The 20385-nt window shown below is 68.7% G+C and carries 12 protein-coding genes and 1 pseudogene; 6 read left to right on the top strand and 7 right to left on the bottom strand.

Translation table 11 applies throughout. The features are described from left to right. Window positions 1-25: 25 nt before the first annotated feature. Window positions 26-1258, bottom strand: coding sequence for a glucose-1-phosphate adenylyltransferase (glgC, locus tag ACIBTX_RS07760; RefSeq protein WP_278138510.1), 1233 nt, complete (start codon window positions 1256-1258; stop codon window positions 26-28). Window positions 1259-1330: 72 nt separating this feature from the next. Between glgC and glgA the strand changes: the two genes are divergently transcribed. Both glgA and ACIBTX_RS07770 read left to right on the top strand, forming a co-directional pair. Further along, window positions 1331-2536, top strand: a complete 1206-nt coding sequence (glgA, locus tag ACIBTX_RS07765) for a glycogen synthase (RefSeq protein WP_396832208.1) — start codon at window positions 1331-1333, stop codon at window positions 2534-2536. A gap of 4 nt (window positions 2537-2540) precedes the next feature. Next, a complete protein-coding gene (locus tag ACIBTX_RS07770) occupies window positions 2541-3035 on the top strand; it encodes a hypothetical protein (protein WP_357171564.1) in 495 nt (164 codons plus the stop codon). Here ACIBTX_RS07770 and ACIBTX_RS07775 read toward each other — a convergent pair. Genes ACIBTX_RS07775 through ACIBTX_RS07785 form a run of 3 tightly spaced genes read right to left on the bottom strand, consistent with a single transcriptional unit; the run spans window position 3007 to window position 5240 of the window. Next, a complete protein-coding gene (locus ACIBTX_RS07775; RefSeq protein ID WP_396832209.1) occupies window positions 3007-3951 on the bottom strand; it encodes an inositol-3-phosphate synthase in 945 nt (314 codons plus the stop codon). The genes ACIBTX_RS07770 and ACIBTX_RS07775 overlap by 29 nt on opposite strands. A gap of 45 nt (window positions 3952-3996) precedes the next feature. Further along, window positions 3997-4827 (bottom strand): NAD-dependent epimerase/dehydratase family protein, encoded by an 831-nt coding sequence (locus ACIBTX_RS07780; RefSeq protein WP_357397728.1) that lies wholly within the window; start codon window positions 4825-4827, stop codon window positions 3997-3999. After that, a complete protein-coding gene (locus tag ACIBTX_RS07785; protein WP_357120028.1) occupies window positions 4824-5240 on the bottom strand; it encodes a nuclear transport factor 2 family protein in 417 nt (138 codons plus the stop codon). The genes ACIBTX_RS07780 and ACIBTX_RS07785 overlap by 4 nt, the downstream gene beginning before the upstream one ends. A 102-nt stretch (window positions 5241-5342) precedes the next feature. Here ACIBTX_RS07785 and ACIBTX_RS07790 point away from each other — a divergent pair, with 102 nt between their 5' ends. Next, window positions 5343-5897: a helix-turn-helix domain-containing protein gene (locus tag ACIBTX_RS07790; protein ID WP_357120031.1), complete on the top strand. Its 555-nt coding sequence runs from the start codon at window positions 5343-5345 to the stop codon at window positions 5895-5897. 6 nt (window positions 5898-5903) lie between these two features. Here the strand turns inward: ACIBTX_RS07790 and ACIBTX_RS07795 are convergent, their stop codons facing one another. Both ACIBTX_RS07795 and ACIBTX_RS07800 read right to left on the bottom strand, forming a co-directional pair. Next, window positions 5904-6329, bottom strand: a complete 426-nt coding sequence (locus tag ACIBTX_RS07795) for a hypothetical protein (protein WP_396832210.1) — start codon at window positions 6327-6329, stop codon at window positions 5904-5906. Further along, on the bottom strand, window positions 6320-7036 hold the full coding sequence (locus tag ACIBTX_RS07800) for a helix-turn-helix domain-containing protein (protein WP_396832211.1): 717 nt from the start codon (window positions 7034-7036) through the stop codon (window positions 6320-6322). Before ACIBTX_RS07800 ends, ACIBTX_RS07795 begins: the two co-directional genes overlap by 10 nt. Window positions 7037-7491: 455 nt before the next feature. Between ACIBTX_RS07800 and ACIBTX_RS07805 the strand changes: the two genes are divergently transcribed. The 3 genes and pseudogenes from ACIBTX_RS07805 to glgB all read left to right on the top strand — a co-directional run bounded on the left by ACIBTX_RS07805 (window position 7492) and on the right by glgB (window position 12782). Further along, on the top strand, window positions 7492-7719 hold the full coding sequence (locus tag ACIBTX_RS07805) for a winged helix-turn-helix domain-containing protein (protein ID WP_355618591.1): 228 nt from the start codon (window positions 7492-7494) through the stop codon (window positions 7717-7719). A gap of 429 nt (window positions 7720-8148) precedes the next feature. Next, a pseudogene (locus tag ACIBTX_RS07810) lies at window positions 8149-10197 on the top strand (maltotransferase domain-containing protein); the annotation flags it as partial. Window positions 10198-10679: 482 nt separating this feature from the next. Beyond that, a complete protein-coding gene (glgB, locus tag ACIBTX_RS07815) occupies window positions 10680-12782 on the top strand; it encodes a 1,4-alpha-glucan branching protein GlgB (RefSeq protein WP_357120039.1) in 2103 nt (700 codons plus the stop codon). A gap of 837 nt (window positions 12783-13619) precedes the next feature. Here the strand turns inward: glgB and ACIBTX_RS07820 are convergent. Next, window positions 13620-20027 carry an RHS repeat-associated core domain-containing protein gene (locus ACIBTX_RS07820; RefSeq protein WP_396832212.1) on the bottom strand — a complete coding sequence of 2136 codons (6408 nt, stop codon included), beginning with the start codon at window positions 20025-20027 and terminating at the stop codon, window positions 13620-13622. Window positions 20028-20385 lie beyond the last annotated feature (358 nt).

Consider the following 20385-nt stretch of genomic DNA (forward strand, 5'->3'; position numbering starts at 1 on the left):
ATCCTCCTCGGTGTGTGCGGGTCGGTCACGGCTCGACCTTCTGGCCCTTGCCGATGACCACGATGCCGTTGTCGGAGACGGTGTAGCGCTGGCGGTCCTTCTCCAGGTCGACGCCGATCTCGACGCCCTCGGGGACGAACACGTTCTTGTCCAGGATCGCCCGTCGGACCACCGCGTGTCGGCCGATCTCGACGCCCTCCATCAGCACCGAGCCCTCCACGTGCGCCCACGAGTGCACCCGGACCTTCGGCGACACGATCGAGTTCTCCACCAGCGAGCCGGAGATCACCACGCCGGGCGAGACCATCGAGCCGACCGCCCGGCCGACCCGCTCACCCCACTGGTGGACGAACTTCGCCGGCGGCCACGGCGGCTGCTCGGTGTAGATCGGCCAGTCGAAGTTGTAGAGGTTGAACACGGGGTGCACGTTGATCAGATCCATGTGCGCGTCGTAGAACGAGTCGAGCGTTCCCACGTCCCGCCAGTAGCCCCGGTCCCGGTCGGTGCTGCCCGGCACCTCGTTGTCGCGGAAGTCGTAGACGTTGGCCTCGCCCCGCTCGACGAGCATCGGGATGATGCTGCCGCCCATGTCGTGCTTGCTGCTCTTGTCGGCGGCGTCGCGCTCCACGGCCTCGCACAGGGCCCGGGTGGTGAAGACGTAGTTGCCCATCGAGGCGTAGATCTCGTCCGGCGCGTCCGGCAGGCCGACCGCGTCGGTGGGCTTCTCGCGGAACGCGCGGATCTTCCGGCCGTCCTCGCCGACCTCGATGACACCGAACTGGTCGGCCATCGACAGCGGCTGGCGGATGCCGGCGACGGTCACCGCGGCGCCGGAGGCGATGTGGTCCTCCACCATCTGCCGGGGGTCCATCCGGTAGATGTGGTCGGCGCCGAAGACGATCACGTAGTCGGGCTGCTCGTCGTTGATGAGGTTGAAGCTCTGGTAGATGGCGTCGGCCGAGCCGGCGAACCACCACGGGCCGCGACGCTGCTGCGCCGGCACCGGGGTGACGTAGTTGCCGAGCAGCGTGGACATCCGCCAGGTCTTGGTGATGTGTCGGTCGAGGGAGTGGGACTTGTACTGGGTCAGCACGACGATCTTGAGATAGCCGGCGTTTGCCAGGTTGGAGAGGACGAAATCGACCATGCGGTACATCCCGCCGAACGGGACGGCCGGCTTGGCCCGATCCGTGGTGAGTGGCATCAGGCGCTTGCCCTCACCACCCGCCAGGACGATCGCGAGAACCTTGGCAGCCATGCCCCGACGCTATCCACCCGCGTGCCACTTCACCACTCGTACGGGGAGTCTTCTGCACTAGGGTGCGGGGTCATGACGGAACCCACCCCGCTGCGCGTCGACCTGCTCACCCGCGAGTACCCGCCGGAGGTCTACGGCGGCGCGGGCGTGCACGTCGAGTACCTGGCCCGGGAGCTGCGTCGCCTCGCCGACGTCCGGGTGCACTGCTTCGGCCTGCCGCGCACCGAGCCGGGCGTCACCGCGTACGCCGATCCGCCCGGCCTGACCGGCGCGAACGCCGCGTTGCGGACCATGGGCGTGGACCTGGAGATGGCCGCCGGCACCGCCGGCACCGACGTGGTGCACAGCCACACCTGGTACGCGAACCTGGCCGGGCACACCGCGAAGCTGCTGCACGGGGTGCCGCACGTGGTGACCGCGCACAGCCTGGAGCCGCTGCGGCCGTGGAAGGCCGAGCAGCTCGGCGGCGGCTACGCGCTCTCCTCGTGGATCGAGCGCACGGCGTACGAGTCGGCCGACGCGATCATCGCGGTCAGTGGTGGGATGCGCGGCGACGTGCTGACCGCGTACCCGCAGATCGACCCGGCGAAGGTCCAGGTCGTCTACAACGGCATCGACACCGTGCAGTACGCCCCGGACTCCGGCACCGACGTGCTCGACCGGCTCGGCATCGACCCGGCGCTGCCCAGCGTCGTCTACGTGGGCCGGATCACCCGGCAGAAGGGCCTGCCCTACCTGCTGCGGGCCGCCCGGGAGCTGCCGGCGGACACCCAGCTCGTGCTGCTGGCCGGCGCGCCGGACACGGCGGAGATCGCCGCCGAGGTCGAGGAGCTGGTGGCCGAGCTGCGGGCCAACCGCTCCGGCGTCGTCTGGGTGGCCGAGATGCTGCCCAAGCCCGAGGTGATCCAGGTGCTCACGCACGCGACGGTCTTCGTCTGCCCGTCGGTGTACGAGCCGATGGGCATCGTGAACCTGGAGGCGATGGCCTGCGAGACGGCCGTGGTGGCGACCGCCACCGGCGGCATCCCCGAGGTGGTGGCCGACGGCGACACCGGGCTGCTGGTGCCGATCGAGCAGGCCACCGACGGGTCGGGGACGCCGCTGAAGCCGGAGACGTTCGTGGCCGACCTGGCGGCGGCGATCAACGCGCTGCTCGCCGACCCGGCGCGTACCGAGCGGTTCGGCCTGGCCGGTCGACGGCGGGCGGTCGAGCACTTCTCCTGGGATGCCGTCGCGCGGCAGACCCTGGACGTGTACCGCTCCGTCGGCGGGCGCTGACGACATGCGGTACGACGAACTCGAAGCCGCGATCCTCGCACTCGTGGTCGCGGCGGGCGACGACGACCTGCGCGCGTTCGGCCTCGACACGGTCACCCGGCTGACCCGGGACGATCTGCTCGACACCGCCGTCGACGACGAGATGACCGAGGACGGGTGGGCGGCGCTCACCAGCGCCCGCAAGAACGTGCCGACGGCCGACGCGACGGAGCTGCGCGCGCTGCTGGTACGGATCGACGAGGGCATTCTCGCCGAGAGTGACCTCGATCAGGGTCTCCTGACGGCCTTCACCGCGCTGGAGCACTGGACCACCTATCTGGAGGAGAACGCGCGCGGGGAGATCTACGAGCTGGCCATCCGCTCGGTGGAGGAGGTCGACTTCCAGGCCTCGGCCGACCTCGACGACGTCCTCGCCACCCCGGAGATGGCCGCCGAGTACGCCCGGATCGAACGCCTCCTCACCGCCGGGCTCAAACCGCCGTCCCGGGAGGGGACTTGAGCAACGACGTCGCCTCGGCGCGGTAACCACCACGCCCGCCTCTAAGCGCGCTGGCCGCGATGCGGATCAGGTCGATGTTGACTCCCGCAGCGCCACTCGGATCGTGCACCTTCAGCTTCACGTCGAGGCTCACCGCCGTCTCACCCCAACCCCGCGCCTCGAGGTTGAGGTGGGCCACCTTCTGCGACGCGAGATGCGGGAGGTAGCCGAGCGGGGCGACCTCGACGCCGTTCGCGCCCGACAGGGCATTGAGCTTGGACTGCTTCTTGGTGTTGGGGTTCTCGACCAGGTTGCGGAAGTCCTCGGTGCCGCCCAAATTGACCTGGTAGGAGCTGTCCAGGGTGAGGCCCCGCTCCTGGAGCAGCCGCAGCAGCGCGTCGTGCAGTACCGAGGTGCCGAACTGACTGGCCAGGTCGTCGCCGAGCAGCGGCAGCCCGGCCGCCTCGAACCTGTCGATCCAACCTGGATCGCGTGCGACCGGGTCCGAGGTGGTGTTGATGAAGGCGACACCGGCCGTCTGAGCTGCCTCGGCGTACGCCTGAGCGGTTTCCGGCCGGCCGCTCGGCGCCGAGTAGAGCAGCACCTCCGCCTCGGCAAGCGCCGCCGCCACCCGCCCCACCCCGGTCGCGTCGACGAGGCCCTTCGTGACGGGCACACCTGCTCGGGGTAGGTCGCAGCTCAGTCGGGGGAAGTTGTTGGGCGGCAGGAAGATCGCCTCGGTCAGGTCCCGACCGATCTTCTCCTCGGAGGTGGCGAAGGCCGCCACGACGTCGATGTCGCCCACCCCGAGCCCGTCGATCATTTCTCTGCGGATTCCGACCAGGCTGCCGCTCTGGCGGTAGAGAGCCAGCCCCTGCACCAGCGCCGACGTGTTGTTGCCGACACCGACAACCGCAACCCTGACCCGTTTGATCATGAGCGGAGGCTACGCCATTTGTGATGAGTAGACGCCGATCGAGCGTCAGCCGGGACGGTCGCCGCGCAGCCGGTCCCGGCAGAAGTCCCGGAAGGTTCGGGGCAGGCGACCTGTCACGTCCGCGACGGTCGACGTCGTCCGGTCCTCCGCCCCTGCCGCTATCGCCGTGTCCAGGCTCGCGAGGAAGCGGGCGAAGTCCGGCGGTATGCCGTTCGCGGTGTGGCGGGCGGTCAGTTCCGCCGTGTCGATCGCACGGTGCTCGACCGGCCGGCCACCGACCTCGGTGAGGACGGCGGCGATCTCGTCGTAGCTCAGCGCCTCCGGTCCGGTGATGAGGTGGTCGGTGTTGTGCGGCGTCGGGTCGGTGAGAGCCCGCACCGCCACCTCGGCGATGTCGGCGGGATCGACGAAGCCGACCCGGGCGGTGCCGGTGGCGCTGACGATCTCGCCCTGCTCGCGAGCGCTGACGGCGTGCGGCTGCTCACCGACGAAGTTCTCCATGAACCAGGACGGCCGCAGTACCGCCCATTGCGCGAACAGCTCACCCAGCCGCACGTGCACCAGACCCAGCCCGTGTCCGGCGGGCGGAATGGCCGAGGAGCTGAGCAGAACCACCCGGCGGACACCGGCGCTGCGCGCTCGTTCGAGGAAGGGCAGCATGACCGGCACCGGATCGACCTCGCCGACCGGGGGGATGGCGTAGATCGCGCGTACGCCGTCCAGCGCGTCCGGGTGGGTGGTCGGGTCGTACCAGTCGAAGCGGAATCCTCCGGTCGAGGGGCGTCGGCTGGCGATCCGGGTGGGGTGACCACGCTCGGCGAGCGTGGCGGCGACGATGCGGCCGGTGGTTCCGGTGCCACCGATGACCAGGATCATGAGCGCACCAGGCCGCCGCCGAGCAGTTCCTGGGCGGCGATCGGATCCCAGTAGTCGCGATAGCGCACGAGCCGCCCGTCGCGAATGGTCAGCACGGCGATGTAGCGCACCTCGTACGGCCGACCCGTGGCGACGACGACACCGGAGGCGGCGAACTCGACGACGACGACCTCTGGATCCGTGGTCTCGTGCACGGTTCGATCGTGGATCTCGCGGACGTCGAGCAGGGCCGGGTAGTTGATCAGGTAGTCGTGCAGCTCGGCGCGGCCGGCTACGCGGCGCGGCTGGCCGGGCGGCGCGAACGGCAGCTCCAGCACCGCGTCCTCGGCGAACAGCGCGATGAACCCGGCCATGTCCTTGGCGAGCAGCAGCTCCATGGCGCGATGGAACACCGCGGTGGGGTGGTCCGACATGATCTCGTCCTTTCGTCGTCCGGCACGGCCACGATAAGATTCGGACCGCCGGTCCGCTTCGACTATACGGACCGGCAGTCCGTTTGGCGAGAGGGGTGTCCGATGCGGGCCGATGCGCTGCGCAACAGGGAGTCGGTGCTGGCCGCCGCCGGGCGTCTCTTCGACGCCGCAACCGACCCCGACCAGGTGTCGATGGACGACATCGCCACCGCGGCCGGCGTCGGCAAGGGCACCCTGTTCCGGCGCTTCGGCGACCGCATCGGGCTCATCCGCGCGCTCTACGAGCAACGGGGACTGCGGTTGCGGGACGCGCTCGCGGTGTCACCCACCCGGCCGGCCGCGGAACAGGCCGTCGACCTGCTGCGGGCCATGCTGCGCTTCAAGCTCGACAACCGGGTGCTCACGCTGGCGCTGGAGAGCGCCGGAGGCGGCAGCCCGTACCGCAACGAGGCGTACGACCACTGGCACGCCCTGCTCGCCGGCCTCGTCACCGAGGCACGCGGCCCACAGTCGGCGGACTACCTGGCCCACGCGCTGCTCGCCGCCGTCCGCAGCGACCTGGTCGAGCACCTGCGCGACTGGCCCGAAGCTCGGTGGCACGCGGGACTGGACGCACTTGTCGGCTCCGTACTCGGCGACGACGGGAAGACGATGTGACGGCGGTCAGGCGACACCGAGAGTGGTGGCGAGCTGAACGATGCCGGCTGGCGCGTCGGCGGACCGCCACATGACCGTGACCAGCTTTCGTACCGCCGGGCGGTCGTGCACCTCGCCGGGTGCGGTGCGTTCCGCGTCGAGCAGCGCCCGGCCAGCCCGAAGCATGTCGCCGGTCAGCGCGTAGGCGCGGGCCACATCGAGGAGGTACGCGGCACGGTGCTCGGGCGGCAGCCACCGCCACTCCTCGCCGGTTACCAGCCGCTCGTGCCGAGCCGAGGCCGTGGTGACGTCGCCAAGGGACGCCTCGGCCACCACTCGGGCGGCCTCGACCACCGCCCAGCCGGCGATCCCCGTGGCCTGGTCGAGCGCGCGGAGTGCGCGGGCCTGGTCCTTGCCACCCGCGGCGGCGAGCGCAGCCTGGATCAGTAGCACGCCTCGAAGCGCGCCAGCCGGAGAGTCGTCACCGGCCCGAGACACATCGATGTGTTCGCGGCGACGAGCGCGGCGTCCAGGGCGGATCGTCGTCGACCACGAGATCGCAGGGCCTGACTCAGTGACACGGTGGCGAGGCCGACCAACTGCGGGTCGTGGGTCGCCAAGGCGACTGCCATTCCCCGGTCGGCGGCCAACCAGGCCAGGTCCCCCTGGTCGACCTTGACCAGCGCCAGGGCGATGAGCGCGTACACCGACACCAGCAGCGCGTCCGTCGCGCCGGGGCGAGCCGCGTGTGCTTCCCGGGCCGCGTCGAGCAGGCCGGGCAACAGTGCCAGCAACGCTGGGTACCGAGCGTGGCGATAGCTCTGCTCGGCATGCTCCAGCCGGGCCCGCAACTCCTCCGCCAGCGGCAGTCGGTCCGCGCCCGGTAGGTGGTACCGGGCCAGCGCCGCCCGTACCCCGTCCACCCCGGCCACGACCGGAGTCGGCCGCACTGGCCGTGCCGCCAACAGGACCTCCACGTCGATGCGCAACGTCTCGGCGACCTCCCGGAGGTTCGATACCCGCTCCAACCGGCGTACCCCACGCTCGACCTTGTCCACCCAACTCTTCGACTTGCCGAGCCGGTCCGCGAACTGCTGCTGCGTCATGTTGCGCCGCACCCGCCACTGGGCGACCCGGCGACCCACCGGCAGCTCGTTCACCGCCGGCCCGTCGCGCTCACCGCACGACCCCAAGAACAAACAACAGGAGTACGACCACAGCGATCACGAGTCCGTAGAGGTACTGCCGCCGGGTGAGCGACGCCCGCGCCGGGAGCGGCGGACAGGGCACCTGATCCCCGTCCGGCAGCCGAGGACGCGCACCGGCAACGGGATTGGCCGGTGGCAACGGCCCATCCGGCGAACGTTCATACATCGTGCCTCCTGACCAGCGCGATCGAGATGGCGAACATTGGGGAACGGCGGCTGACCGGACGATCGACCCGGGGCGGAAGCGACCTGCGGGCACTCCCGCCCCGGCTGGAGGCACTCCGTTGCTGACGAGAGAACCCCTACCCATCCCAACTTAGAAGGCACTGCCGTCACAGTCAACAGAGCATGCACGGCGAGTTACCCAGAGTGCGAAGATCGGTGCGCTGACGAGAGGTGGCGCCACCATGCCGCAAGCACCGCTGTACGAGCAGATCATCGATGACGTCGCTGCTTCAATCCGCAGCGGCACCCTCAAACCGGGCGACAAACTGCCGTCCATCGCCGAGATGCGTGAGCAGTACCAGTCGAGCGCGTGGCCTGTGCGTTACGCCCTTCGGATTCTCGAGGAGCGAGGCTGGATCGTCACTCGCCAGGGCAAGGGCTCGTTCGTCGCACCGAACCCGCCCGCCTGAGCCCGAGCACAACGTCGCTCCCTCGATCGTTGGCGGCTGAGCGGTACGACACGCCGAGCGCATTGCTGCCGAGGCGCCAACGATCATCGCCGCCCGAATGCCACCACGGGCCGCGCTCCAGAACCCCCCACCTGGCCCGTTCGTGTGTGCCACACGGTCTTGATCCACTCGCCTTCCGGGAAATCGCGGCATCGAACGCGCACTGACACCGCGGTTTCCTGTAACGCGAGTGGATCAAGGCGGGAGCGGCCGGTCAGATGGACGCCTCTACCCACCGAGCCGCGGAGATCCGCGCAACTTCGGGGAAACTGCTGTCTCAACGCGCTGCGATGCAGCAGTTTCCCCGAAAGTGAGCGGATCTTGGGTCGGGTGCCCACCGGGCGGGTGCTTGGCCGCGCGCGAGCCGATCTCGCACAGTAGGTTGGCGGGGTGACAGGACGGTTCCCGATCGAAGACGTCTCCCCCGTCGTCTCGTGCGGGCGGTACCCGGCCAAGGCGGTCGTCGACGAGCCGGTTCCGGTGTCGGCGCGCGCCTACCGGGAGGGGCACGACGCGCTGGGCTGCAACGTGGTGTGGGCCGGCCCGGACGGCGAGAAACGGCCGTTCACCCGGATGCGCCCCGGCGAGCCCGGCCAGGACCGTTGGCACGCCACGATCCGCCCGGACGCCGTCGGCGCGTGGACCTTCACGGTCGAGGCGTTCGGAGACCCGTACCTGACGTGGCAGAACGCGGTGACCAAGAAGATCGCCGCCGGGCAGGGCCCGGAGGATCTCGCCAACGACCTGGCCGAGGGTGCCCGGGTGCTGGCCGCCGCCACGGACCTGGTGCCGGCCGCCGACCGCGCGAGCGTCGCCGACGCGCTCACCGCCCTCGCCGCCACCGATCTGCCGTTACCGCAGCGCGTCGGGCCGGCGTTGGCCCTCGCCGACCTGCTCTGGGAGCACCCGGTGCGCGAGTTGGTGACGGTCGGTGACGCGTACACCCTCTGGGTTGACCGCAAGCGGGCCCTCTTCTCGGCCTGGTACGAGTTCTTCCCGCGCTCCGAAGGAGCAGCGGGTGGGCGCTCCGGCACCTTCGCCACCGCGACCGGGCGGCTGCCGGGCGTGGCCGCGATGGGCTTCGACGTGCTCTACCTGCCGCCGATCCACCCGATCGGCCGGGTCAACCGCAAGGGCCGCAACAACGCGCTCACCGCCGGACCGACCGACGTCGGCTCGCCCTGGGCCATCGGCGCCGCCGAGGGCGGCCACGACACGATCCACCCCGACCTGGGTACGCCGGCGGACTTCCGGGCCTTCATCGAGGCCGCTGCGGCGCAGGGCCTGGAAGTGGCGATGGACCTGGCGTTGCAGTGCGCGCCGGACCACCCCTGGGTCACCGAGCACCCGGAGTGGTTCACCACCCGGGCCGACGGCAGCATCGCGTACGCGGAGAACCCACCGAAGAAGTACCAGGACATCTACCCGGTCAACTTCGACAACGACCCGGAGGGCATCCGGGCCGAGGTGCTGCGGGTCGTGCTGCACTGGGTGGGCGAGGGTATCCGGATCTTCCGGGTGGACAACCCGCACACCAAGCCGTTCGACTTCTGGCACTGGCTGATCGCCGAGGTCAAGAAGGTCGACAAGGACGTGCTGTTCCTGGCCGAGGCGTTCACCCGGCCGGCCATCATGCACGGGCTCGGCAAGATCGGCTTCACGCAGTCGTACACCTACTTCACCTGGCGCACGACGGCCGCGCAGATGCGGGAGTACTGCGAGGAACTGGTCGAGTCGGCCGACCACATGCGGCCCAACTTCTGGCCGAACACGCCGGACATCCTGCACGAATCGTTGCAGCACGGCGGCCCGCCGATGTTCAAGATCCGGGCGGTGCTGGCCGCGCTGCTCTCCCCCTCCTGGGGCCTGTACGCGGGCTACGAGCTGTTCGAACACGTGGCCCGCCCCGGCGCGGAGGAGTACCTGGACAACGAGAAGTACGAGCTGCGTCCCCGCGACTGGGCCGCCGCCGAGGCGCAGGGCCGCTCGCTCGCGCCGTTCCTGACCACCCTCAACCGGGTACGCCGCGACAACCCGGCGCTGCACCAGCTCCGCAACCTGCAATTCCACGAGATCGACAACCCGGCGCTGCTCTGCTGGTCGAAGCACGACCCGGAGACCGGCAACACGGTCATCGTGGTCTGCTCGTTCGACTCCCGCGAGGTGCAGTGGGGCAACACCACGCTCGACATGCCCGCGCTCGGGTTCGACTGGCACGAGCGCTTCACCGTGTACGACGAGCTGACCGGCACCAGCTACGACTGGGGGCAACGCAACGCGGTACGGCTCGACCCGTACCTGCAACCGGCGCACGTGCTGACCATCCGCCGCCCGACGCCGCCCGCCGTGCCCGAGCCGGCCGGCGTCGAACCGGCGGATCTCACCGTCGCCGACGTGCCGGACGAGCTGTCCGGCGGCACCGCGCCGACGACCCCGGCCACCGAGCCACCGCCTCCGGCCAGCGTCGGAGAGCCCCCGGCCAGCGTCGCAGAGCCCTCGGCTACCCAGCCGTCGTCCCCGCCCACCGCGCCGCCGGCGACCGCGCTCCCGACTCCGACTACCGCGCCGCCCGCCCCGGCTACCGCGCCGCCCGCCCCAGCCACCACGACGCCGCCCCCGGCCGCCGCGCCCTCTGCCCCGGCCGCCGCGCCATCTCCCCCGGCCGCCGAGTCACCTGCCCCGGCTGCCGAGCCATCTCCCCCGGCCGCCGCGCCCTCTGCCTCAGCCGCCCCGCCATCTGCCCCGGCCGCGGCGGCGGCGACCCCGGCCCGCAGTGCGGCGACGCCGGCCACCCTGGCGTCCCGCGCCGCGGCCCGTGCGGCTGCCGCCCAGTCCTCGGACGGCCGCCCGTCCGCGCCCCACCCGGCTGCCACCCGCCCGTCCCGCCCCGCGCCGACCGCTCCCGCCTCGAAGGACGACCGATGGACCAGCTGATCACCGGTGTGACGCACGACCCGCACGCGCTGCTTGGCGCGCACCCCGCCGAGGGGTCGACCACGATCCGCACGATGCGCCGGGGCGCGGGTGACGTGGCGCTGCTCGTCGGCGACGACCGGCACCCGATGAAGCGGGTGCACGACCTGGGCATCTTCGAGGCGCAGGTCGAGGGCAACGTGCTCGACTACCGGGTGGAGGTCGACGGCACCACGCACGACGACCCGTACCGCTACCCGCCCACCCTCGGCGAGCTGGACCTGCACCTCATCGGCGAGGGCCGCCACGAGCGGCTGTGGGAAGCGCTCGGCGCGCGGGTCTTCGACGAGGGCGTGGCGTTCAGCGTCTGGGCGCCCAACGCCCAGGGCGTCCGCGTGATCGGTGACTTCACCGGCTGGGGCGCGGACGACGGCTGGCCGATGCGCTCGCTCGGCTCCAGCGGAGTGTGGGAGCTGTTCGTCCCCAACGCGCGGGTCGGCGCCCGCTACAAGTACCGGGTGCTCGGCGCCGACGGGAAGTGGCGGGACAAGGCCGACCCCCTGGCGGCGTACGCGGAGGTGCCGCCGGCCACCGCGTCGGTGGTGCACCACTCGACGTACCGGTGGAACGACGCCGACTGGCTCGCCCGGCGGGCCGAACGGCGGCCGCACCAGGAGCCGATGAGCGTGTACGAGGTGCACCTCGGCTCGTGGCGGCCCGGCCTGGGTTACCGCGAGCTGGCCGACCAGCTCACCGCGTACGTCACCGAGCTGGGCTTCACGCACGTGGAGTTCCTGCCCGTGATGGAGCACCCGTTCGGCGGCTCCTGGGGCTACCAGGTGACCGGCTACTACGCGCCGACGTCCCGCTTCGGCGACCCGGACGAGTTCCGCCACCTCGTCGACGCCCTGCACGCCGCCGGCATCGGCGTCATCCTCGACTGGGTGCCCGCGCACTTCCCGAAGGACGAGTGGGCGCTCGCGCGCTTCGACGGCACCCCGCTGTACGAGCACCCCGACCCCCGTCGCGGCGAGCACCCGGACTGGGGCACGTACGTCTTCGACTTCGGCCGCCGCGAGGTGCGCAACTTCCTGGTCGCCAACGCGCTCTACTGGTGCGAGGAGTTCCACGTCGACGGGCTGCGCGTCGACGCGGTCGCCTCGATGCTCTACCTGGACTACTCCCGCGAGGCGGGCCAGTGGACGCCCAACCAGTACGGTGGTCGGGAGAACCTGGAGGCCATCGCGCTCATGCAGGAGGTGAACGCGACGGTCTACAAGCACCACGCCGGCGTCGTGATGATCGCCGAGGAGTCCACCGCGTGGCCGGGAGTCACCCAGTCCACCGCCGGCGGCGGGCTGGGCTTCGGCTTCAAGTGGAACATGGGCTGGATGCACGACACCCTGCTCTACACGTCGAAGGACCCAATCTACCGCCAGCACCACCACCACCAGCTCACGTTCTCCCTGGCGTACGCCTGGAGCGAGAACTACGTGCTGCCGATCAGCCACGACGAGGTCGTGCACGGCAAGGGATCGCTGGCCGGCAAGATGCCCGGCGACACCTGGCAGCGCCTCGCCAACGTCCGGGCGCTCCTGGCGTACATGTGGGCGCACCCCGGCAAGCAACTGCTCTTCATGGGCTCCGAGCTGGCCGACGACCGGGAGTGGAGCGAGGAGCGCGGTCTCGACTGGTACCTGCTGCACGACCCGGCCCGCGCCGGCGTGCAGCGGCTCGTCGGCGACCTCAACCGCGTCTACCGGGACACCCCGGCGCTCTGGGCGCAGGACACCGAACCAGCCGGGTTCCGGTGGATCGCCGGCGACGACGTCGCCAACAACACCGTCTCCTTCGTCCGGATCGCCCCGGACGGCTCGACGCTGGTGTGCGTGGCGAACTTCTCCGCGCTACCGCTGCACGACTACCGGATCGGCCTACCGGCCGGCGGCACCTGGACCGAGGTGCTCAACACCGACGCCCACCACTACGGCGGTTCCGGGGTGGGCAACCTGGGCGAGGTGCACGCCCAGGACGTGCCCTGGCACGGCCTGGTCGCCTCGGGGGCCCTCCAGGTCCCCCCACTGGGCGTCATCTGGTTGCTTAAGAAATAGCTTGCTGAAGCGGCTGGCTCATAGGCAAGACGGACGCTCGACATCCCCGATGTGTCATGCCCTTTTGGGATGCCGAGCGTCGCCATAGAGCGACCGAGCGTCCTTCGCCCGGCCTGAACCCTTTTCCATCTCTCGCGAGTGACCAGGGCAGGCGCCTGCGAAGCCGCGACACAGACACCATCTGCCAGGACGGCAGCGCCGGTTAGCATCTCGTTTGGTGCCCGCAGCACAATTGCCGAGTTTATCCCACTCCTGACACTACGGTACGTCCTATTGGGCGCCTTGCCGGCCTCGCGCCCGAGACCAAGCGGAGCACTCCTTCTTTTCGGCTTCAGGCTTTGACCGGGTGGCTGGGGGACTCCCCACTCGGGGAGCCCCCAGCCGGGGACGATCAGTAGCTCACCAGGAGCTAGCTACAGGGGCTACGACCACAGGCCCGAAAGCCTCCGCGCCGCCCAAGACCGATGGTTGAGGAATGTACCTGTCCTATCGGTTACGGAAGCTGCAGGTGTCTCTTAAAAGGTGCTGCAATATAATCATGCTTCGACCTGGATCGATAAGCCCTGACTGCCCTACAGCTAATCTTGTGGTGTCACGCGCAAGCAATATCGCCGCCACCCATCCGATGACTAATACGATCGCGGCTATGAAGAACAGGATCAACACCAACGGCTCAGCTAGCTGCTTGAGACCATCAATCCCCGCCATTAAAACCAGAATGACCATTGATGGCAATATCGCAAGTGAAGTTCGCAAGCTCCACACCGCCAATCGCCACCTCAATGTTCGAACAATAGCTTTCAACTCTTCCAATATTCTAACTTCCGATAGCAGGCACTACTGACTGAAAGGGTGGAAAGCTTCTGCGCAACTGATTCCACTCGAACCGGACCAAGCGAAGGGTGGAGCAGGAGTGAAAGAAGCTCCCCCTCCAATAGAGAAGCCGCCTTGATAGTTACCATTGCCATCACCCTCACCACTGATGCCGCCCACAACGCCTTCGCCTCCGGTCACCTGCCCGTAAGGATTACACCCGCCTTTGTCGTCGATATCTTGGTTAGAGTAGTTGAAGCCTACCGTTGCATCAGCGCCGGCACTAGGGCCGGTACCAACTTTGAATCCACCACCGAATCCCGGCCCATGCCGGTCCACCTCAATGCACAGCTCCCCCGCTATGGACGCACCCATTTGAGCCCCCAGTCCACCGCATATATTCAACGTCCCCCAAGGCTTAGGCTCCTCCTTTACAGGCTTCCTTCGCGGAGCGGCCACTTGACACGGTGCGTATGCCGAGTTGTAGTCACTCACCAGCACTCCGCAATCGTTTCGGAGCCAGCCTCCGGTGCGGAAACAGGAGGGGGGCGCCGTCGGAGAGAGGCATTGCCCACTTGAGTGGACCAAACCCGGCCAGGGCTCCATAAACTCGACTGCTCCGGGAGTACCTGGCCCAGTATTGCAGTTCATACAGCGAAGCTTATTGGGTTTCGGCCGTGTCAAGTGTCGCGGCTTCGTCAGATCCCGAGATCCCAAGCAACGGGGCCAACAATCGGAGTTCTTGGCCTTGTTTTTACGGTTGCCTTTTTCGTCACCGAGGCGGTAATCGGGACAACTGGCCTGGGTGAGGCAGTCGGTGGGGATCAGCCCGGTGGGGTCGCTCGAGGTGACGGGTGTGTTGTTGGCGTAGGAGTAGCCGTTCCACTGTTGCGGCTGGGCTGCGTCCTGCACAGGATCGATGGAGATGAATCGACCGAGGATGGGGTCGTAGGAGCGGGCGCCGACGGTGGTGAGTCCGGTCGGGCTCATCGGCTTGTCGAGGAAGCCATGGTTGTCGGGTGCGGCGACGGCAGCACCCCGAGCGCCACCGTACGGCGTGTACTGCCGCCAGGTCGGATTTTGTGCGGTGTTGTCGAGGTAGAGCGACGGGGTGCCCTGGTGGTCGGCGATGGCGAAGGTGTACGCCGTGCCGCTCCCGGTGCGGATGCAGCTGCCGCCGCCGGGGAGGGCGTAGTACCGGCTACCGGTCACCACCGTGGAACTGGTGTTGAGGGTGTGTTGTTGCCCCGGCAGGTAGAGGGTGTTCTTGCCGGGCTCCTTTTGCAGCAGCAGGTTGCCGTCGGCGTCGTAGATGAAGCTGTTGTCGCCGCTGGCGCCTCCGGTCACGGTGGCGAGTTTGCCGGCGTCGTCCCAGGTGAGGGTCTGGTTGCCCTGGGCGGCGTTGCGGCCGGTGGTGTTGCCGGCGTTGTCGTAGGTGTACGACGTGGTGCCGGTTGCCCCGCCGGTTGTGGTGGTGGAGGTCAGGGTGTGGGGCTTGTTCTGACCGTTGCCGTTGTAGGCGTAGACGGTCTTGGTGTCGGTGCCGCCGGTGAGGTTGTGCTCGGTCTGCTGGGTGCGGTTGCCGATCAGGTCGATCTGCCAGCTGGTCCAGTAGGCGCTACCTCCGCCGATGGTGTTGCCGACCATGGACTTGTTGGCGTCCGTGGGCGTGGCGGCGCAGGCGTCGGTGCCGGTCCAGCCTTCGGCGAGTCGGGCCAGGCCGTCGTAGCCGTAGCACTGGGTCTCCGCCGGAGTGGTGGCACCCAACCTCTTGCTGGTCTTGCGGGTGATGTTGCCGACCAGGTCGTACTTGTACTCCTGCTCGTCGACATTCGACGGGGTAGCCGTCGAGCGGGTGACGAGCTGGTTGGTCAGCCGGCTGGTGTGCGGGTCGTAGGTGTTGGTGACATACGCCAGGTTCGTGTTCATGCCGAGGGTCTGCTGGTTGACCCGGCCGTAGGCGTCGTAGCTGACCCCGTTGGCATAGCCGTGCAGTCCACCGAGCGTCCAGGGCAGATCCATATCCGGCGAGTAGCCGTGTATCACGACTTCCGCGGGCAGCCCACCCTTGGCGGGGTAGGTGTCGGTCAGGAGCAAACCCAGCGTCGAGGTATAGGTGTGCCCGAACGCGTACGAGCCGCCGAGGGCGCCCTCGGTGGCGGGGATGGTGACCGTCGTGCCCAGCGAGCTACCGAAGACGTTGAACGCCTTCTGCTGCGTGGTGTACGCCTGCCCAGCGCGGTAGGCGATGGTGGTGGTCAGCTTCCCGAGCGCATTGGTGACCCCCGAGACGCCGTTGCTGTTGTCGTACACCCACGCCGCCCGCTGGTTCGCCGACGCCTGGTTCGCCGTCGTCGACGCGTACTCCCCGGTCTTGCGGTTCAGGGAGTCGTAGGTGAACGACAGGGTCTTGCCGCGCCCGTCGGTGGACTCCTGCAGGTTGCCGTTGGCGTCGTAGGTCATGCTGCTGCTACCGGCATCCGGGTCGGACTTCGCCACGACCTGACCGAGCAGGTTGTACGTCGAGGTCCACACGTTGTTGCTGGCGTCGGTGAGCGTCGACTGGTTGCCGTGCGCGTCGTAGCCGTACTTGCTGACCGTCGCCGTCCCGCCGGAGACGGCGAACGTGCCGGTGAACGTGTCCGACGGCGTCGTCACCGTGGGACGGACGCTGTACTCCTGCAACTCCTTCTTCCGACCCAGCGCGTCGGTGAGCGTGGCGGACACCACACCGCCGGCAGGCGGAACGACCGTGGTGCGGTCACCGCCGTGCACCGTAGTCGTCGTCGACACGGTCACACCGTTCTTGGCCGCCGCCACGATCACCGCGCGGCCCAGGCCGTCGTAGGTGGTGAACGTCTGGTTCGGCACCTGCTTACCCAAGTCAGCCGCCGACACCGGCGTGCTGACCGCCGGCGACGAACCGTCGTCCCACCAACCGTTGTACGACGCGCGGGTCCACCCGCGAGTGTCGTAGAACGTGTCCGTGATCATCCGACCACCCGCAGGGGTGACCGACTGGGTCTGACGGCTGCGCAGCAGCGCGTCGTAGATGGTGACCGACTTCTGGTAGCCGCCGGATTCGGTCAGTTTCTCCGTCGTGGTGGCGGACACCCCCGTCTTCGAGACGGTGTAGCCGAACTTGTAGTCTGCTCCGACGCTCGTGGCACGGGAGTTCAGCCACACCGACGTCCCGCGGCCGAGCGCGTCGTACCGCTGGGTGGTGACGACGCCGTTGGGGTCGGTGCTGACCAGCGGAATGCCGCGCTTCGTGTCGAGGGTGACGGAACCGGCGTGCCCTGCGGCGTTGGTGCTGGAGGTGGCGGTGACCAGTTTGACGGCGTTCATGGTGTAGCCGCTGCTGGTCTTGTTGCCCTTGGCGTCGTACGAGTCGGTGACCCGGCCGTAGTTGTCGTAGGTCGACCGCTCGGTGGTCTGCCAGACGTACGCGCCGGAGGTGTAATCCTTGGCGGTCTGGGTGAGGGTGACGTCGCCCTTGGACGGGGCGTTCGTCTGCGGGAACGTGGTGGAGAAGGTCTGGTCGTCGTAGAAGGTGCGTTCGGCCTTGACGACCTGGGCGGGCCGGTTGACGCTGCCGGGGGCGGTCAGGGTGTTGAGGCTGCCGGGTTCGGAGGCGGGGCTGCCCTGGGTGAACCCGCCGCAGGCCACGGCCACGGTTTCGGTCTGGCTGACCAGGCCGGCGAGGTTATTGCTGGTGTTCGCCGGAGCGTAGGTGTAGGTGGTGCACTGGTTGTACGCCGTGTCGACCGGCACGGTGTAGGTGTAGGTGTTCTTCAGCTCGCCGAACGTGGCGCTGGTGGTGTTCGCGTCGTAGCTGTTGTCGCTGGCGGTGGTACGCCAGGTCACCGATCCGCTGCTGGTGACGGCCTGGCGGGTGTACGTCTTGACCGGCGCGACCCACTGCGCCGTCAACGCCGACAGTCCGGTCCTGCTGCGGGTGGCGGTGGCGCCGGACACCCAGTACGAGGTGATCGTGGAGGAGTCGACGCGGCCGTTCTCGCCGAGGTACTTGGTGGTCTCCAACTCCTTGCCGGCGAGTTCGTCGACGTCCTCGTGGTTGCCGCCGACGGAGTCGGTCAGGTTCAGCACGATGCTGTTGTTGTTCTTCGACATGCCGCGGTAGTAGGCGGTCTCGGACTGGGTCCGACGGTCGTTGACACCGTCGCCGGTGAACGTCTGCACCTTGGCGTAGCCGCGGAACTGGCCGTAGCTGCGGTACTTGGACTTGACGACCTCGTTCTCGTCGTAGTGCCAGGCCGCGCCGCCGAGGTACTTGTAGCTGGTCGACAGGGCCGCGGCGCCACCGGTCGGGTCCGTCGAGGTGACGCGGGTGACGGCGTACTTGTTGAACCAGTCCTTGAACGGGTTCACGTAGCCGTCCGGGGTCCAGTAGACCGGGTAGCAGGACTTCGTGTTGACCGCCGGGTCGGTGCTGACCGGGGCGGTGCACGGCACCGGCAACTCGTAGGACGGCGAGATCACCGAACCGGTCTCGGTGGTGATCGTGGCGATGCGCTGGCGGTAGAACGACGGCAGGCCGCCGGTGATGTCGACCCGGTTGGGCAGCTTGATGCCGGTGAACGACACCGACGGCAACGTGATCGCCTCGGTGGACCCACCCGCGCTGGTGTCGTGACCGGTACGCGCGATATCGGTGAGCCACAACGTCGGCGAGGTGCCGTCACCGGTGGCCGGCATGCTGTGCGACAGGGCGTACGAGTCGACCTTCTCGTACTGCTTGGTGGCCGTGTTGTACTGCTGGGCCTCGATCGAGGTCAGGCGCACCGTGGAGAAGAACGACGGGCTCCAGTCGTCACAGTCGGTTCCCGAGGCGCAGATCAGGTCGAACGGCACGTCCGGCCAGTTCGCCTTGTTCGTCGAGTTCAACGGCTGACACGTCCCCGACAGGCAGCGGTCACCGGTGTTGAAGACCACCCGGTTCGCCACCGTGCCGTACGCGCCGCCGTCGGTGAAGCCGTAGTCGATGCGCGCCAGGTTGCTGTCCCGGATGTAGGACTCGTCCGAGGCGCCCTTGTTACGGCCGTAGAAGTTGGTGGCCTGGTCGTAGTAGTAGGCCATCGCGTTGCCGTGGGTGTCGGTGACGTAGTCCAGGTTCCATCGGTACGCCATCGTGCACACCGACGAGGTGAACCCCGCCGCTTTGTAACACGGGTCGCCGGAGTGCGGCGAGTACACCGGCGTGTGGTCCACCGACTTCGTCTCCGCCTTATCCGAGGCCCACCCTGGCAGCCGGTTACGGCCGAACTCGTAGCTCGTGCCGTCGCGCAGCGTCACCCGCCAGTAGTCGGTGTTGTACGTCCCCGAACCGTTGTTGGCGTTCTCGACGTGGGTGATCACCTCGCCGTTGTCCGACTCCGGCTTCCACACCTCCTTCGCCGCGTCCCACACCAGCGCCGTCGACGAGCCATTCAACGACAGCGTCAGCATCGGACCGTCGTAGCAACGGTCCGGCGTCTTCACCGGAGACGCGCTGCCACCCGGGTCGTCCATGCACGACGCGAACGTCTGCTCCACGAACGAACGCGGCGTGGACCAACCGTCACCCACCCACGAGGCCTGCGCGTTCGTCGACGCCGTCTGCCCGTCCACACTGCCCGAGTCGTACGACAACGCCACCGGCGGCACCAGATCCGAGGCCACCGGCGGCACACTGATCGGATACGAGTACGTGAACGACCCCGTACTTCCACCACCGCTCCACGAACCCGACGGCTTCAGATCCGTGGCCGCATACGTGCCACCCTTACCGCCCTCCTCGCCGGCAGCCGCGACGGCCGCCAACACGGTCAGGCCGCCCGCCGCCCGGGAACCCGCGTCCGTCGTCATCGGCACCTCCGCCGACACCGACCTCGCCCCGGCGTCATTCGTCGACACCAACGGCGACGGCACCCGGCACTCGCTCGCCGCCGGCGTCGTCAGCACACACGACGGCAGACGCACCAGGCGCAACCGCGACCCGTAGTTACCGCCGAACGCCTCGGCGAACCCCGCGTAGTCCACGCCGACCCGAACCGCCCCCGAGGCTACGTCCGGAGTCACCGACAGCAGCACACCGTCTACCCCGGCAGCCTCGGCGGCCTTGCGGTCAGCGACCTTCACCGCCAGGGTGCGCGGGCCCGTCTTCTCCCCCGCTGGCTGAACCCACACCGGCGCATCCGCCACACGTGCCTTCGCCGCAGCCGCGCCCCGCGCCCCAACAAGCGGTGCGGCCGGCAGGTCGACCTTCGCGGAAACGGCCTTCGGCCACGCCGTACGCGTCGGCCGGTACGTCGACTTCGCGTCATCAGGCGGCGTGACGAACCTCGTCGGCAACGGCTTCACACCCTTGACCGACTGCCCCGGCGACGTCGCCGGGGCCTTCGCCACCTCCGGCCCCTTCGGCTTCGCCACCGCCGGCGCACCCGACAACAAGCCCGCCGCCACAGACATGGCCACGACAGTCGCGGCCAGACGTCTAGGACGTGTGAGCAGGCGTAATCCCCCGTAGACGGTCATGCAGACCTCACCTCTGCCCGATGAAATGGAAACCACGCAGGGTGATGGGTCGCGCACCCCCGTGGCGCGAACAATGTTTCATGTCCGACCGTCCACAAGGTCACGACACGGTAACGATGATCAGCCGCCAAAGCCCTCAAATGCGCTCCACTGAACGTCAAAGGGACGGCGTCGAGGACCCTCGGGCGTTTCCCGCAGCCGGCCACGCCTGCTTCACTGTGGCCGCTCGATCGGGCGCACCCACGCGCTCACG

The sequence above is a fragment of the Micromonospora sp. NPDC049359 genome (assembly GCF_044466585.1).
Classification (GTDB): Bacteria; Actinomycetota; Actinomycetes; order Mycobacteriales; family Micromonosporaceae; genus Micromonospora.

What these genes read in the sequence shown, in the direction of transcription:
- glgB (WP_357120039.1), top strand. Translation starts at nt 10,680, where the DNA reads ATGGACCAGCTGATCACCGGTGTGACGCACGACCCGCACGCGCTGCTT.
- ACIBTX_RS07790 (WP_357120031.1), top strand. Translation starts at nt 5,343, where the DNA reads ATGCGGGCCGATGCGCTGCGCAACAGGGAGTCGGTGCTGGCCGCCGCC.
- ACIBTX_RS07770 (WP_357171564.1), top strand. Translation starts at nt 2,541, where the DNA reads ATGCGGTACGACGAACTCGAAGCCGCGATCCTCGCACTCGTGGTCGCG.
- ACIBTX_RS07780 (WP_357397728.1), bottom strand. Translation starts at nt 4,827, where the DNA reads ATGATCCTGGTCATCGGTGGCACCGGAACCACCGGCCGCATCGTCGCC.
- glgA (WP_396832208.1), top strand. Translation starts at nt 1,331, where the DNA reads ATGACGGAACCCACCCCGCTGCGCGTCGACCTGCTCACCCGCGAGTAC.
- ACIBTX_RS07775 (WP_396832209.1), bottom strand. Translation starts at nt 3,951, where the DNA reads ATGATCAAACGGGTCAGGGTTGCGGTTGTCGGTGTCGGCAACAACACG.
- ACIBTX_RS07805 (WP_355618591.1), top strand. Translation starts at nt 7,492, where the DNA reads ATGCCGCAAGCACCGCTGTACGAGCAGATCATCGATGACGTCGCTGCT.
- glgC (WP_278138510.1), bottom strand. Translation starts at nt 1,258, where the DNA reads ATGGCTGCCAAGGTTCTCGCGATCGTCCTGGCGGGTGGTGAGGGCAAG.
- ACIBTX_RS07785 (WP_357120028.1), bottom strand. Translation starts at nt 5,240, where the DNA reads ATGTCGGACCACCCCACCGCGGTGTTCCATCGCGCCATGGAGCTGCTG.